The sequence below is a fragment of the Halomonas salipaludis genome (assembly GCF_002286975.1).
GTDB lineage: Bacteria > Pseudomonadota > Gammaproteobacteria > Pseudomonadales > Halomonadaceae > Franzmannia > Franzmannia salipaludis.
This window is the reverse complement of record NZ_NSKB01000003.1, coordinates 444,674-460,213: the sequence shown is the minus strand read 5'-3', so window position 1 is coordinate 460,213 and position 15,540 is coordinate 444,674. Positions and strand designations below refer to the sequence as shown.

Sequence of the window (15,540 nt, the reverse complement as noted above, 5' to 3'; positions counted from 1 at the left end):
AAGTCAAACTAAGGAGAACGCCATGCAAAACAACAGATCCATCCAGAAGGTTGCCATGGGTGTCGTAGCGGCCGGACTCATTCTGGCAGCACAGACGGCCGTCGCCCAACCTTCCATGGAAACCCTACAGCGGGATGCCCCCTCAAACTGGGGCAAATGGGGCGACGCGGATCAGGTCGGAGCCTTGAACTACCTGGGCGACGCCGAAGTACTGGAGGCGGTCGGCGCAGTACGCAGCGGCAAGACCTTTACCCTGCAAGTGCCCATGACCTCCGGTGACGGCCCCGTTTTTCCGGGACGCATCCCGACCCAGCACTACATGTCACAGGATGAAGGCCTCTACGCTTCAGGCAAAGCCGACCCACTGGCGGGCGGGGTCAAATACTCGGACGATGTGGTCTTCATGTACCTGCAAGGCACGACCCATGTGGATGGCCTCGCCCATGGCTGGTACGGCGATCAGGTCTACGGCGGTGAAAGCGCCCAAAGCACCATACACGGCCATGCACACGGCGACGTGGGAGCCATCGGTGAGAAGGGCATCGTGGGTCGTGGCGTGCTGCTGGATGTCGGCCGTCACATGGGTAGCGGCGAGCATCATCGACTGGCGCCCGACACCTGCATCAACCTCGATGATCTGAAGGCCACGGCAGACGCCCAGGGCACCACCATCAACCCGCGAGACATTCTGGTCATCCGCACCGGGTCCATCGAAAGATACTGGGACGAAGAACCGGATGCCGCCTGGGACGCCATGACAGAGCCGGGACTGTGCTACAGCCAGGAGCTGCTGCAGTGGATAGACGAGCTGGAGATTCCCGCCATTGCGTCGGACAACCTGGCGATAGAGAAAGTCGCCCAGGAGATCGACGGCGAAACATTCGTCATTCCTCTGCATGGCGCCCTGATGCGGGATATGGGCGTGGTGCTATCGGAAATCTGGTGGCTGAACGACCTGGCCGCGGATAGCGCCGAGGATGGTCAGTACAGCTTCCTGCTGGTAGCCGCGCCGCTCAAGATGATGCAGGGGTCCGGCTCGCCGGTGAACCCCGTCGCCATCAAGTGAAATGAAACGAAAACCGGGCCTTGGCAGGCCCGGTTTTTATTTTTTCGTTTCCATACTGGGCGACTGCGCCGTCACTCTGGCTCGGCCGCCCGCTTCTCACGCTCGACCGCCCTGGCCAGCGCCGGGCGCGACATGCAGCGTTCGCGATACGCCTCGAGTTCCAGCGGCAGGCGGTTCTTGAACCGCACCGCCCAGCTCAGGGTATGCCCCATAAACACATCGGCCAGCGTGAAGCGCCCGCCCACCAGCCAGTCGTCTCCGCTAAATCGCCTCTGCAGGGCCGCCAAGGCACGCTGGAACTCCCACGCCGCAGTGGGTAGCACCGCCGGCACGCGGCGCTCGCCGGGCAACGCGAACTTGTGCTTGCCCTGGGTCCACAGCGGCTGCTCCAGCTCGCTGACCACGAAACTCATCCACTGGTCGACCTGGGCCCGCTCGACCGGCGAGGCTGGCAGCAGACCGCTCGTTTCGCCATAGCGTTCGGCCAGGTAGCGACATATCGCCAGCGACTCGAACAGCACCAGTTCGCCATCTTCCAGCACCGGTACCTTGCCGTCGGGGTGGCGCGCCAGATGTACCTCGCTCTGCCCCTCGCCAGCCATCATGTCGATCGAGTGATAGTCATACGCCAGGCCCAACTCCTCCAGCGTCCAGGCGGCCCGCAGCGAGCGGGATGCGGGAAAACCGTATAGCGTGATCATCAATCCTCCTTGTTGGCGCTGCCATAGGCAGAGAAATTTCGCCGAGACGCATGTTGACGGCGAATGCTTAGGCGCGCGATCAGCCGCGGGCCGCGCGAATCCGCTCGTGAGCGTTGCTGATTTCGCTCGTTCGCGCCTGGGCCACCTCGCGCATGCTCTCAGGCAGCCCTTTGCCCGCCAGTTTGTCGGGATGGTTCTGGCTCATCAGGCGCCGGTAGGCCTTTTTAATTTCGGCGTCGCTGGCGTCTTCCGATACCCCAAGTACCCGGTAGGCATCGTGAAGGGCTTCCTCGCTGGCGCCCTGCGAGTTGGCGGCAGCGCCGTGCAGCATGGCTTCGATTTGCTGTACTTCGGCCTCGCTACAGCCCACGCCACGAGCCACACGCAGAATCATCTCGTGCTCGGCGGGATGCAGCACGCCGTCAGCCGCAATCGCCGACAGCTGTACCTGCAGAAATACCTGGCGCATTACCGGCTGGTGGCGGGTGAGGCGATTCACGCTGACAAGCTCGGCGTCTAAATCGAAGTCGTCGGCCCGGCCGCGCTCAAACGCAGCGCGTGCCCTGGCTCGCTGCTCGCCTTGCAGGCGCATCTGATCGAAGAGTTTTTCGGCAACGCCCAGCTCGCCATCGGTCACCTTGCCGTCCGCCTGGCACAGGCAGCCCATCACCGAAAAAATCGATTCTAGAAAGCCTTCCTGGATACGCATTCGCGCAACACTCAAGCGGCGTTTGAGCTGCCGCCCCAGCCACCAGCCCAAGCCGCCGCCCACCAGCAGGCCAATGGGGCCGCCAACGGCGAGGCCGATCAGGCCAAATACGATGATCAGAAATAACATTGCGATCTCTAACGTCGAGGAAAACAGGGATTATGGCAGCCGGGCGCAGATCGTGCGTTCGATGCCTTCGGCATCAAGGCTTCAGTCGCTCACTACCTCATGCCACCCTTATGGTGCACTTCCTGGCCGGCTTCGACCAGCTGGGCGCGACGTGATCTCGGCTACCGGCAACCCGGCCATTCTCGGCGGCGGCGCGGCGCTCCTGGGTGAAATCATCGTCAGCCGGACCCTCGCGCCCTGCCCGGCGCAATCTTCGGCCTGGTCGGCGTCGCCGCCGCCTCGTGGCTATTGCGCGCCCATCCACAGCCGCTGGGTCCCGCCTGAGCGATCTGCCATGCCACGATGGCAGAAACAGGCCGAAGGCAATCACTCTAGCGTACTGGTGTGTACACTCTCAGGTACCGACTTGGACACGGAAAGCTGCAAAAAGTCGTCACCTTGAAGCTAATCGTCATTCCTTTTATTGGCGGCCAGACCACTAATTATTGTAAACAAAACACGCACCCACATGATCATAAATAAAAAACCTAGTGAAATAATAGTATAACCATGAATTGCCCCTCTTGCTCCAGAAAAATAATCGAAAGCCCCCACTGTACCTGCCCATACATTCCAAACACTCCAAGCACCAAACGGAATAGCCATAGCCGAGAAGACAAAGAAACTTCTCAATAGCTTACTCATTTCTCTCTTCGTGGAAAAAGATATTGTATGCCTCTTCCGGAACAAGCCTTTTAAGATAAAAAAATACATTACCGCAGATGCCGTACAAAAAATAAAATCAACTATAGTTATCGGAACTCCCCACTCCACCCTAGCAAGCTCCAGAATCATACCAACCAAAAAAACGACCACAATAAAAAGAGCAAATATAGCCATATAACGAACCATATAGTTAGAAAACACTGTAACACCAGCGCTACTCCCACAGCGTCGTGCCAAGGGAGTAGCCAAGGTTAAAGTAGTGAAAGTCGCTGCTTTAGAACTTCCCCCTTGTACCGCAAATCGCCAAGCCTGTGTCACTAAGACGACTTATAACAGGCAATCCAAATATGCTCGGAGTGAAAGGATACCCGAGGTGGATGTAAGGAAGCGTCGATGAAGAGCCCGGCCCTAGCGTGGCGGGCTTTTTTTGCCATGTATATCCAACCGGCACCAATAACACTTGCCCATTTTTTTTGATAAAAAAGGTTACCCGATTTTCTCCTTAGCAGAACGTACCGTAGCAACACACTCGTCAAACTCAGCACGATATCTGTAATAACGATAAAAATAGAGGGGCGCACTAATTAAAAATACCAACCCCACGATAAGGAAGAAAAAAGCAACAGCCATGCTTCGCGGCTGAAAAAGCTCACCAGAAGAAAGCATAACGATAAAGTCGGATGGATCAAGCATAAAAAATCCAGCCATCAGCGCTAATGCTGAGACACAAGCCGGACCCGCAAAGGGAATCCAATTTTTTCTTGGCTCAGGCATTGTCTCGACTGATAGACCTTGCGCACTGTGTAAGCTAGCGCCACCATATGGCGAGACTACTATTTCGTACTCCTTTGGGCGAGCGTCACTTACTAAAAATTCGCGCCAAGGAAGAGGGACCGTAACCATTTCCAAGGGGCCTAAATCAACAACATACCCTAAGCCTCCACGACGCATAACAGCCTTAACCTTAAACATTCTATAACCTTCTCCTTCACCCTTACAAAAACCCATGCTGAAAAAAGAAAAAGAAAAAAACAGGAAGAAAGGAATCGGAATAAAGAACAAAAGAGCCCAAATACTTATTTGTAACCCCAGGACAGTCAGCAGCAGAAATCCAAACACTGCTAGCAAATGAAGTGACGAGAAGTAAAACTTTTCGGAATCGACTCGGTCGTCATAAACGCCCTTACCTTCACAATCGGCCACACTGATAACTTCTATACTTTCTGCCTTTCTATCACCTGACGATCCATACAACACCCCTAGCGTGCCCTCTAAAAATCTCACTGGAAACTGAAACCCTTTCCTTTCTACGGCCTCCTCTAAATCAAACACATCATCGACTTTGATCACACCCATCTTTCCATTACCCACATCAACCAAATCAATTACGCTATTTTCCTTAATAAAATCTAGCGCATCAAATGCAGGAATAATTTCCACACCGCCCGCCTTATACCTGACCTCAGTAACGATCCCTCTATGCCTCAACTTATATTCACTCAAAGGCCCTGTGATTCTATATGCACCGCCCCCCTGATAACTGTGGCCAGCAAAGGTCAGCCCTAGAGTCGCAATTGTCTTTTCTTTTTCAGTCAACGGCCGACATGGATTGCCATCTAGCATGCTTTCCCTGACTCTTCTCGCGTCAAAAAAGCTCTTCAGTGCAGAAGACAACAAGAATAAATTAAACAACAAGACAAGCAAGACTATTACTCTGATATCCAACACACACCCCAAAAATGCCTTGAATTTATTTCACAAAAAAGCCAATGACCTCATAGCACTATGATTCTGAGCTCAAAGAAAGCCACATTGATAGCTATCAGGTATCTACTCCTCCGCCGCGACACGATCATGCTCCGGCCGAATTTCCTTTACCACGACCTCGGCATAATAAGCCGCTAGAATCAATGAAACTGGACTTCCCCCGAAAAGCATGCCCCCTGCCAGTACATGATTGAAATCAGCAGCAAGGGAATCAGTACAAGACTAAAAAACAAGAATAAAGGCCCTAGTATACTGGTAAACAAAAACGTTAGGTGAACCGGCACCATAGTCGAGCCAGGTATCGTTCAGATTGCCGATGGCCTGACTGACATCTACCGGTGGCATGCCGGTGGGCAGCGGCAATGGCGCCAGATAAGTCACCTTGCTGGTGCCGATACGTTCGGTATCGCCGGCTCGGTGGGGTTGGCCCAGTGTTGGTTCAGGAAGCGCTTCGCTGTGGGGGCTTTTCGCCATCAACAACTCACTGATTAACGACAGCCTGAGCGGCGTTATCCTTTTGGTGTCCGATGATCACGCGGACTGGGCCTTCGCGCTAAACGGAAACGACGGATAGGCCTTGTGGCTGGCCGCTGGCGGCGTGACCCCAAAGCGCTTTTCGATATCGCCCATCTCGGTAAACTTTTCGCCGCGCTGGTAGGCGGCGCGGAGCTGCTCGCTCAGCTCGGTGACGACGGCAGAGGGCTTGGCCCACTGCGCCTTGGGCAGCGGCTGGGACCACTCCGCCAGCCAGTCCTTGGGAACCGCCTTGGGCAGCACGTGCTTCATACGATACTCGGTGTACCAGTGGGCGAAGCGGGCGTGTTCCCACAGGCGCTTGCGCCGGAAGCGCCGCCAGCGCACCTTGTCGTTGGTACGTTCGCATGCCGCCTTTTCACGGGCGACATAGGCGTCGTACCACTCAAGGCCCCACTCCTTGGCCGAGGGCGTAATCGCTTCGGCGCCCTCTTCCATAAAGCGGCAAATATACTCCCACTGCGCCAGCGCCCCGGGCAGCCCGCCAACGCCGACCATAATCCCCGCCCCGGGCAGGGTATAGCCCGGCCGCTCGGGATCGGGGGGCAGCAGGGCAAAGTTCCAGCCAAAGCCAGTGATGGCCCCCGGCCCCAGGCTGGGGTTAAAGCCGCACACCGCGACGACATCTTCCCAAGGCACCAACACCGTACGCCGCTCACGCTTGAATAGGCGGCAGATGGCATCGTAGACCGGAGGATAAATAAAGAAAAAAGCCATAGCGCTAATATGCAGCATCGTCAAACCAAGTGGAAAACTCTCCCGAGCGCCGCGCAGCCATTCACCAATCTCAATTATTCCCATGAAACCTGGTGCAGCTGCTGCTAAACCCACCGCCGATATTAACCAAAGATTATGAGGCGCTGGCAGCCAATAGCGTCCCGGCGGATCCACTACAAATGCCACTTCACGGCGCTGGCGATTTAGGCGGATAGACGGGATATGCTGTAACACCAGGTTAACCGCAACAATGCCTGTGACAAACGCCCACAGAAAGACGAAATAGAGCCCCCCAGCCTATAAGCACCATCTCATACAGCGAGCCTTTGGCAACAGCTATCATAAGTAATAGTAGAAAGAAACCACTCATAAACACACTGCCAAAACTAAAAACATGCCCCGCTGTCATTAAGCTTTCGGGACTCGCCCCCTGGCGGATATCCATGGTGACGTCATCATGGCGAACATCGATATGGGCCACATCCACTCCATGTTCGCTATCCACGGGTAGCGGTAAGGGGCTAAGGCAGTACTGTTCCCCCCCGGCGCGGCTTTCGCGCTCGCCAGCGCGCATCGGGGGCAGGGCCTCTTTGGGGCTGGTGTTAAACATCGATCATCCTTGTCTAGGGTGCCCAGGGCGTAAGCGGCATACTCGACCAGTTGCCTGCCTTGATACTACTAAAGAAACTATTCGTCAGGGCACTCACCTCACGCCACTCACTCGGCAGTGAGCGGCCACGCCGGTGTAGCTCATAGACCCGGGTGGAGGATTCGCCGTTAAGCCGCGACTGCACGACGAGTCGTACAAAGTGATACTGACTCAGCAAATCAGGCGCTAAGTGGTAGATCACCGCCGAGCCAGGCGCGTCGGCCTCCCCATGCGCATGTGCCAACACATCACCCGTCAGCTCTTGGTGTGAGCCGCTCATAGGCACGCCCCATAACCCGAAGGAGAGCGTCTCTTCATTGGGAGGCTCGCCACCCGGCATGATAAGGCGGAAGGCCAAGTCGCTGGCAGCCGGGCCGGGATCAGCAAGGATCAGCTTGCATGCCCTTAAGACAACGTCGCAAAGTGCGAGTGGACTCGAAGTTTAGCCTCTCGATACGGTGCATCAGGCAGCTGCTGACGTATAAAGTCCAGCACCTCATCAAAATTATAATCCCTACAATACACTTTAGAATAGACAGAATAATGTGTACCGTCTTCGTTATGCCATGTGAAACGTAACCCTATGAGGCGCCGCCTTCTCCAGACAACGATATCTTCAGCATGCAGCCAGTCAATCTCATGGTACTGATCATCTCTAACCAACGACTGGTAATTTTTCGACGTTCCCATCAGCGCAGCCATAATACCAATCCCTATGGGACCGATGCCGGCAATAATAAAACTCGGATTGATGATCGATGCGATGACCACAGCTATACCAGATACAATCGCCGTCCACTTCATGACGGGCTTAACGGAGTCAATCTGCGGCTTCCATGAGAACACCTCAATGCGTTTATCGGTCAAGCGATAGACGATAATAGCAGTTTGGTGGGTCATACTCATGGTGATCAGCACGCCAAACAGAAACATCCCTCCTCCGCCCAATAAAGAGGGAAGTAGAGAGTTCTCTATCATGAACAACCAAGAGCCTACGCCTAGGCTTATGAAGAACATAACAAAAAAAAGTATATTGGCAGGCAATGTATAATAATCACGTGCACGTATCTGCCACGTCATCACCGCCGGTTCATCGGTATGCTTCCAGGGCATCTGCGCCACGTAGTCCTGCTTAGGCTGAATAAACCACATACTTGACACTCTCTCTTATGATTCAGGGTTCGCAGGTACTGTTAACGTAACGGTCGAGGACGAGCTCAGGTAGCGATATTCATCGTTGATTTCCACCTCATGCCCGCCTTCGCTAGCCTTCTACTTGTAAAAGGTAAAGCTCAGCTCGCCGTTGCTATCATGATATACCGCCTCATCGTAACGGATATTCAGCGCAAAAGGCGCATCCTCCGCTAGCTGTTCCGCAGGAATCCACGCTTGCCAGATACGAAAAGGGGCGTCCTCATCATAGCGGGTGCCAGGACAAAACTATTCCCAAACCATAGTATTCTATTTTCAGCTTAACTCAGGAGTAAATCGTAACGGGCCCCTCCTCATATTTGGCATCGGGAAGGTGCTCCTTGAAAAAGGCAATACGCTCCTCCAGCTCATGCTTGTGGCAAAAGAGGTATTCAGTACGCGGCCGATAGCGTGAATTTCTTTTGAATGGTTTATAGGGATACGTCAGTGCAATAACATTACGTTTCCGCCAGACACGGATCTTCTCCGTCTTGCGCCATTCAAATTCGTGATGTTTCTCTTGACGCCATAAGTTATATTGCTTTTCCGAGTTGCCCATAGCCAACGCAGCAATACCCAACCCTACTGGGCCAATAGAAGCAACAATGAAAGCGGGATCGATAAGGACAAGCACTACGACTATCGCAGCGCTACCAATGGCTGTCCACTTCATAAGCGGCTTCACGGCATCAGCTTGTGGATTCCATGAAAACACCTCTCCTCGACTCTCTGTGAAGCGATAAACAAGAATAGCTGTCTGGTGAGTCATACTCATCGTCACGAAAACACCGACAAGAAAGACTCCGCCCCCCATCATAAGTGAAACAACAAAGCTCTCTTTCTCCCAAGAACTAAAAAACCAGCCCACGACCAACGAAAAAAACAACATTACATAAAACATAACATCAGCAGACTTAACGCTATAATTTCTTGCCCTTATCTGCCAACTAGCAACAACATCATCATCCACATTCTTCCATGGCACTGATGCCTTATAGTCTTCTCTTGGCTGTATAAACCACATCGCACTGGACTCCTTTACACCTGAGACGATGACAACGGAACTGTAAATGTAAGACCAGAGCCCCAACTTTCTCTAGCAACTTTTGCATCTATAATACGCTTACCTCTGCCTGGATCCTCCTTTTCAAAGATAAACAAGCTTCTTGTCTCCCCCGGGGGAGCCAATGAAGTGTCTATATATGAAACCTTTAACTCAAATGACTGACCACTGGAGTGCTCTGACGAGGGAAGCCACGCTTGCCAAACTCTTAATGCATCATCTTCACTATAGGCCGCTGATTCATGGAGTGATATCTCACTCGGTTGCTCAGCAAAGCTGCTTGCCGGCACCCAGGTACCGCGTGCAGCCTCCATTGAGATTCTCACTCTTTCTCCACTTATGCTGGCAGGCAAGGCCAACTGAATCCAGTAGCCGCGCTCGCGGTTAGTAAAACTGCCCAGCAAACGTGAATTCAAAAGTGGTGAAGCCCCCGCCCCGACCGGGTTACCCAAGGCCGCTGGTGTAAGGCGTAGCGTAGGACGAAGTAGTAACTCCATTAGCTCGCGCCACTCTTCAGCTCGTTGTTCATCATCACCATCTGTCCAACGGCTAGCCGTACCCCAGGAGCTTTCATGCAGCCACTGCCGAAAACTATCGCGATGGAAGTAATCGGCAATCCAAGAGGACAGTAGATATGCAGCACTTGCGATAGCAATGGTCCATACGGCCCATGGCCCCATAACCCAAGCAAAAGAGGCGGTGGCAATGCGACCTCTAACCGCCCCGATTAGTTGCGCGCCAGTTGTTAGTGTTATAACACCTGTAGACATACCCTTCCCGGCTAGGGCTATGCGCTCTTCTCTACTATTTGATTGTCCGTAGCGATGATAAACCTGAAGAGCCTCCAAGCCAGCCCCAACCACCCCTAACGTAGTCAATCCTGCCACACGGGAGGCCAGCCTAGCGGCCAAACGACTCGCTGAAAAGCGACCTTGATGCTCCCACGCTCTGACACCGGCAGAGGCGATGGTTCGCGCTTGTCGGTTGCCCGTCAAACGTGCTGTTGCTCGATTCCAAAATGGCATGACCCATAGCGCCATCAGCGCACTACTGGCATAGCCTAGCTGACTGCCAAGCTCGATCCACTCATCGGTACCGGCCCCATCTCGACGGATCTTTTCTAGTGTGTTCGATACGTTAGCCACATTGAGTCCGGCAATTAACAAGGCGAGTGCCCCGGGAGATTGCTGATACCAGCGGCGTGCCTGTTGCGCTCCTGCACCCACTCGATCCGCCATCAGTCGTTGATGATCCTTTAGCCACATCATACCAGCACTGGCCAGGTGCGGATGCCCATCACCTGCAAATCGCCTAGGTTGCGCCAGCACCAAGGCTTCGCGTTCACGCTGTAACCCATCCAGCAAATGTACTTCTCCTGGATTTGCTTGACCGAAAGAGATACGCCGCCTTACTGATTCGATACGTTGTTCCAAAGCGGTCATCTCGCGCTGCCACGTGGCCAGCTGGGTGTCGTACTCGCCATTCTGGGTTAGGTTCTTACCTCGGAGTTCTTGATGGGTTGCCCCATTGATCACGACATATTTCATCGCATAGGAAACCGTCTCTCCGTTATGGCCTCGCCCATTAAGGGACGGCAATGCTTGGACAGTTAGGCTTTCCCAGAGCGCTTTAGCGGAGTCACTCACTATGTCTTTCAGTACCTCGATAACCTTGCTGGCGCTCTCTCCGGCTTCTGTTTTGACCCCTTGGAGCAGGCGGCTATCTTGGACCGAATCCAACGACAGGACGCCTTGAACGGCAGCAGCTAGATCAAGCGCTGGGATGACATCTCCCGGCTCAACCATAGCGTGGCTACTATCTGACGTACCTGTTTCAATGAAACTGTGGGCGATACCCACCAATGCCCGGTCGACACCGGGATCGAAGCCAGACAGTGTGAGCCCTAGTAAAGAGTCACTATTGCGCAGGGCCTCATTAAACCAAGCCTGTCCCTCCTCTGTGGAACAGAGCGGGAGGTTGACCATCCCGACGAGTTCTAATAACGCCCTTAACTGCTCCTCCTCACAAACATCAAAGCCCTGCGCTAAGGCTGATGGCGGCAATCGCTCCAACCATACGATCAAGTCGCTACGCGCCATGGCAACGCGTTCCAAAAGCCGCTCTAACTCAGGGGCATGCTCACGGACATAGTCAATCGCTTCATCGAAACGCACGTCCGCCCGCCAACGCTCCTTGGCATTCCAGGCTTCTATCGCGTCCTGATCGATATCGTTGATACCAAGCGCTGATAGCTCTTCAGCGATGGCATCGGCGCGTGTCTGGAATTGGTCAGGGTCATAGCCTGGCAGCCCGGTAGCATAAATATTCCCAACTTCTTCCAGCCCCCGCGTCCGCTCAGCGTCATGCCGTTCATACAAAACACGCAACGCCTCACGGCGCGTGTCCGTATCCATCCCTTCTGGTAACAAGGCCTCATCGACGCCGCAAAGCCGCTCGACCGCTTCGGCGATACGCAACTTATGGCCTTTATCGTCATCGAAGGCTTCCCATTCGGTGACACAGCTCGACAAGTTCAGTGTTAAATCATTAACGATGCCGAGATCGTCATCCAGGGCCACGAACACGGCTTCGTCGTGCTTCTTGACCTTGGCCAGTACGCTGTCTTGGCTGATTTCCGGCTTATGGGCCAGTACCTCGTATACGCTCTCTTCGTCGTCACCTCCGACGTCTGTTACATCGCTATCCCATTCGACGGTGGCCACGGTGGTGGAGGTAAAGTCGTCCACCGCACCGTTCGGGGTGATATCGGCCACATGTTCGTCAAGCTCGGTCAGCGGGCCAACATGCGCGGGCAGTGGGTCGTTACCAGTGGCCAGGGTGGCGCCCAGGGCCGCCATCAGGTCGAGCGGCCGCATCAGGCGCTGGCGCGCCTCGGCGTCTGCGAGCATGCGTTCATGGATACGCTCGGTCCACTGCACCGGCGAATAGGCCAGCTCGAGGTGGGCGCCTGTGGAGTAGGTAAGGTGCGGCTCGCCATTGAAGGTCGCGCCGTCTATGGCGTATTCGTCGATACGCTGTTCGTCACCCTCTTCGACATATACGTAAAGCCAGCCATCGCGCAGCTGTCGCAGCGTGTAGCCGCGGGTTGTCAGGCGGGGGTAATCCGGGCCCTGCCAGCGCTCAGACAGTGGGTGCGGCGCCGGCTCATCGGCCTGGCGGGGCGCTTCGTCGATGGCGTAGCGCACGGGAAACAGGGTGACATCCATCAGCAGCGGACAAACACCACTGCCGAAGGATGTTTCATCGAAGGCGCCATCTCGTGCCGTGCTCTGGACATCCGTGTCAGCCATGGGGGACCTCGCTTGATGAAGAGGGGGATAGGACAGTGGGTGAAGTGACGATGCCCCCTGGCGGCCTCTCGCCTTCGCGGCACCAGGCCTCCAGGGCATAGAGGCTGTCGGGACGCGGGGGACGCGCACCCGGCGGCAGCCGGGCCAGCCAGCGAGCATAGAGTCCATCGTGAGCGGTCATGAAGTTCGCACCCCAGTGCAGGCTGAGGTCCACCCAGATGGCGATCTGCCGCTCGGTCGTCGCGCCCCAGCCGATAGCGTCGTCGAGACGTGCGTCGAGCCAGTCGCCGCGCTCCGCTGGAAGCAGTGCTCGCCAGGGCTTGGGCGCATGGGCGGCAAAGTGGTTCGTCAGCCGCTCCTTGAGCCGCCAGCGCTCCACCGCCTCTAGGGCGGCGAGCTGGGCCGGCCCCATAGGTGGAAAAGGCGGTGCTGGCGCCGCCGTGGATGACGCGGGGCCATCGTCGGGGCGAAACGGCTGCCACACCAGTGGCGAGGCGTCTTCCCAGTTGGGTGACCAGGCCGCCACCCACCAGGTGGTGATGAGGCCCATGAGAGCGGCGGGCACGGCGTCGCCATAACTGGCCAGCCAATGGCGCGTTACCAGCGGATCGGCAAAGCGCAGCAATTTTTCATATTGGCCATCTATCGTGAAGGTCACGCAGTGACGCAGCTGTTCACTCAGTGCCTCGCTGCTGGCATCGCTATGCAGCAGTGAGAGCGCGCGGGCCAAGTCGTCGTCGCCGTCGAGTTCATCGAGTAGCCCAGCGCCGTTAAGCCGCACCAGGATCGGCCCGTGGTCAGCCAAGGAGGCCCAGCGGGTCGTCAGGTAGAGCGGCTCCACCTCGCTGACGTCGTCACGGCCATACAGGCGCGTCAGTGCTTGCGGATAGCGTACGCCATCCACCAGGGCGTGACTCACCTCGCGCGGCACGCTCACTTAGCTATCCTCCTGGCCGCCTGTGGCATCCTCACAGATCTCGCAGCTGGCCGGCTCCTTGAGCAGCGTCTTGAGCTGGGCTGGGCGATCGACGGGCTGAATCGCTTGATGACTCTCGCCCTCCACCTCCCGCGGCAGCTTGGGCCCTTGCGCCGCCTGGCCGGAGCCCGAGCCGGGGCTGCCGCCGGAGTTGATCTTGACGCTGGGGCCGACAATGGTGACGCCGCTGGGGTCGAGTTTGACGAAGCTGCCGCCGGCGTTGAGGGTGATCTCGGCGCCGGCGTCGATCACCACCTTCATGCCGGCCTTGTGGTGGACCTCCTGGCCGGCCTCGACCAGCTGGGCGCGGCCGTATTTCTCGTGGCGCGTGGCGTCGACGATCAGGTGGTCGTCGCCGTCGACCTGGGTGTGGCGGCTGCCGTGCACCGTGAGATGGTCGTCGTTGTCGATCTCGCTGATGCGGTCGTGGTGGACCTTGAGATGGCTGTCGTTGCCGATCTCCTCGGTGCGGTCGTTGTTGGTGAGCAGCTCCAGGTCTTTCTGGGCGTGGAGCCAGATCTGTTCCTGGTCGGCCTGGTCCTCGAAGCGCAGCTCGTTGAAGCCGTCGCCCTGGTGGCTCTGGGTGCGGATCACGGTGCGGGTCTTGTGCTCGGGCAGCGTGTAGGGCGGGGTGTTGACCGCGTGGTAGGTGCGCCCGGTGATCAGTGGCTGGTCCGGGTCACCCTCCAGGAAGCTGATAATCACCTCATGCCCGATCCGCGGGATGGCGATGCTGCCGTAGCCGCCGCCGGCCCAGCCCTGGGCGACGCGGATCCAACAGCTTGCGCTGTCATTGGGTTCGGCGTAGCGGTCCCAGGGGAACTGCACCTTGACCCGGCCGTGCGCGTCGCAGTGGATCTCTTCGCCCTCGGGGCCGACCACAAAGGCGACCTGGGGGCCGTCGACGCGGGGCTTGGGGTCCGGTTCGGGGCGCCAGGCGGCGTCGCCGGGGGTGAGCACGATCTGGTTGTAATAACGCGTCATTCCTGCGGCGTCGCCCTGGGTGACGCCGTCCTCTTCCAGGGCCTGGGGCTGTTCGCCGCGGTGGGTGACGCGCACCACCTGCCAGTCGCGGTTGAGGCTGTCAGCGTCGTGGTCGCTCAGCGTGAAGCGGCTGCCGGGGGCGAGCTCGGGCAGGTCGCTCTCGGCCTCGGCGGTGGCGGCGTCGCGGCGCAGCGCGTCGAGGCGGATCCTGGTGAAGGGCTCGCCGGAGGCGTCGTACTTGTAGCGCCCGGGGTAGTCGTAGTGCTCGTAGTCGTCTCGTTGCGCATGTTCCTCGAGGCCCCCGGCCACGTGCTCGTGGAGCTGTGAATAGGCCGGCTGCTTGAAGGAGTAGTCCTTGAGGGTGGCGCTGGCCGGGGCGACCCGGGCGACCTGCTTGAGCCGGCGCACATGGCGGGTCGGCGGGGTGCCGCCGGCGCGGCTGTGGTAGCTGCGCTCGCCCAGCGCGGTCAGTAGCTGCGGGTCGTCGGCGAACACCAGGCGGTGGGCGCCGCCAACCTCGTCTTCGAACTCATGGAAGTAGAACAGCCCCTCTTCGGCGGCCAGGCGCTGGATAAAGGCCAGGTCGGTCTCGCGGTACTGCACGCAGTACTCGCGCTCTTCGGGCTCGCGGGTGACGGCGAAGGCGACGTCGGTGATGCCGCGCTCCTCGCACAGGGTGTTGATGATGGTCAGCGGCGAGACCTGCTGGAAGATGCGCGAGTTATGACGCAGCGAGAGGCGCCACAGCGCCGGGCGGATCACCAGCGAGTAGAAGGTGCGGCGATGGCCGCGGTCGCCGCGGCTGAACTCGGCGGCGATGCCGTGGATGCGGCGCAGCGGCTCGCCGTCCTGCCAGATCGTCAACGTCAGCTCGCGGTCGAGGAAGGCCTCGGGGCTGAGGTCGGGGTCGCGGCTGGCAAACTCGACCTCAAGGCGGAACGGCGCCGAGAGCGACTCCTCGAGGGTGAAGTCGATCACCGCCAGGTCGAGGGCGTCGTCACTGGCCAGGGCCAGGGTGAATTGCAGTCCGGTGGCCAT

Annotated in this window: 13 protein-coding genes; 1 reads left to right on the top strand and 12 read right to left on the bottom strand. The window is 57.2% G+C overall.

The genetic code is table 11. The features are described from left to right. The first annotated feature begins 22 nt into the window (after positions 1–22). Positions 23–1,066, top strand: coding sequence for a cyclase family protein (locus tag CK498_RS09700; RefSeq protein WP_095620651.1), 1,044 nt, complete (start codon positions 23–25; stop codon positions 1,064–1,066). A gap of 71 nt (positions 1,067–1,137) precedes the next feature. Here the strand turns inward: CK498_RS09700 and CK498_RS09695 are convergent, their stop codons facing one another. The 12 genes from CK498_RS09695 to CK498_RS09655 all read right to left on the bottom strand — a co-directional run bounded on the left by CK498_RS09695 (position 1,138) and on the right by CK498_RS09655 (position 15,540). Continuing rightward, the gene (locus CK498_RS09695; protein ID WP_095620650.1) at positions 1,138–1,767 is read right to left on the bottom strand and encodes a glutathione S-transferase family protein; all 630 of its coding nucleotides are present in this window, start codon (positions 1,765–1,767) and stop codon (positions 1,138–1,140) included. 79 nt (positions 1,768–1,846) lie between these two features. Continuing rightward, positions 1,847–2,605: a co-chaperone DjlA gene (gene djlA, locus CK498_RS09690; protein WP_076746003.1), complete on the bottom strand. Its 759-nt coding sequence runs from the start codon at positions 2,603–2,605 to the stop codon at positions 1,847–1,849. Between the two features lie 444 nt (positions 2,606–3,049). Beyond that, on the bottom strand, positions 3,050–3,628 hold the full coding sequence (locus CK498_RS25735) for a hypothetical protein (RefSeq protein ID WP_217987742.1): 579 nt from the start codon (positions 3,626–3,628) through the stop codon (positions 3,050–3,052). A 168-nt stretch (positions 3,629–3,796) separates the two neighbouring features. Further along, positions 3,797–4,933, bottom strand: coding sequence for a hypothetical protein (locus tag CK498_RS25730; protein ID WP_141246936.1), 1,137 nt, complete (start codon positions 4,931–4,933; stop codon positions 3,797–3,799). 366 nt (positions 4,934–5,299) lie between these two features. Beyond that, complete coding sequence (locus CK498_RS25725) at positions 5,300–5,551, bottom strand: hypothetical protein (RefSeq protein WP_141246935.1); 252 nt, start codon at positions 5,549–5,551, stop codon at positions 5,300–5,302. Positions 5,552–5,608: 57 nt separating this feature from the next. After that, positions 5,609–6,328, bottom strand: coding sequence for a hypothetical protein (locus CK498_RS09680; RefSeq protein WP_229359025.1), 720 nt, complete (start codon positions 6,326–6,328; stop codon positions 5,609–5,611). Positions 6,329–6,566: 238 nt separating this feature from the next. Next, on the bottom strand, positions 6,567–6,938 hold the full coding sequence (locus CK498_RS26365) for a hypothetical protein (protein WP_217987741.1): 372 nt from the start codon (positions 6,936–6,938) through the stop codon (positions 6,567–6,569). 444 nt (positions 6,939–7,382) lie between these two features. After that, complete coding sequence (locus tag CK498_RS09675; protein ID WP_095620648.1) at positions 7,383–8,129, bottom strand: hypothetical protein; 747 nt, start codon at positions 8,127–8,129, stop codon at positions 7,383–7,385. A gap of 325 nt (positions 8,130–8,454) precedes the next feature. Next, positions 8,455–9,192: a hypothetical protein gene (locus CK498_RS09670; protein WP_095620647.1), complete on the bottom strand. Its 738-nt coding sequence runs from the start codon at positions 9,190–9,192 to the stop codon at positions 8,455–8,457. A 14-nt stretch (positions 9,193–9,206) separates the two neighbouring features. Further along, positions 9,207–12,542: a toxin VasX gene (locus tag CK498_RS09665; RefSeq protein WP_095620646.1), complete on the bottom strand. Its 3,336-nt coding sequence runs from the start codon at positions 12,540–12,542 to the stop codon at positions 9,207–9,209. Further along, positions 12,535–13,479, bottom strand: a complete 945-nt coding sequence (locus tag CK498_RS09660) for a DUF4123 domain-containing protein (protein WP_095620645.1) — start codon at positions 13,477–13,479, stop codon at positions 12,535–12,537. The genes CK498_RS09665 and CK498_RS09660 overlap by 8 nt, the downstream gene beginning before the upstream one ends. Next, positions 13,480–15,540: a type VI secretion system Vgr family protein gene (locus CK498_RS09655; RefSeq protein ID WP_095620644.1), complete on the bottom strand. Its 2,061-nt coding sequence runs from the start codon at positions 15,538–15,540 to the stop codon at positions 13,480–13,482. It lies immediately after the preceding gene.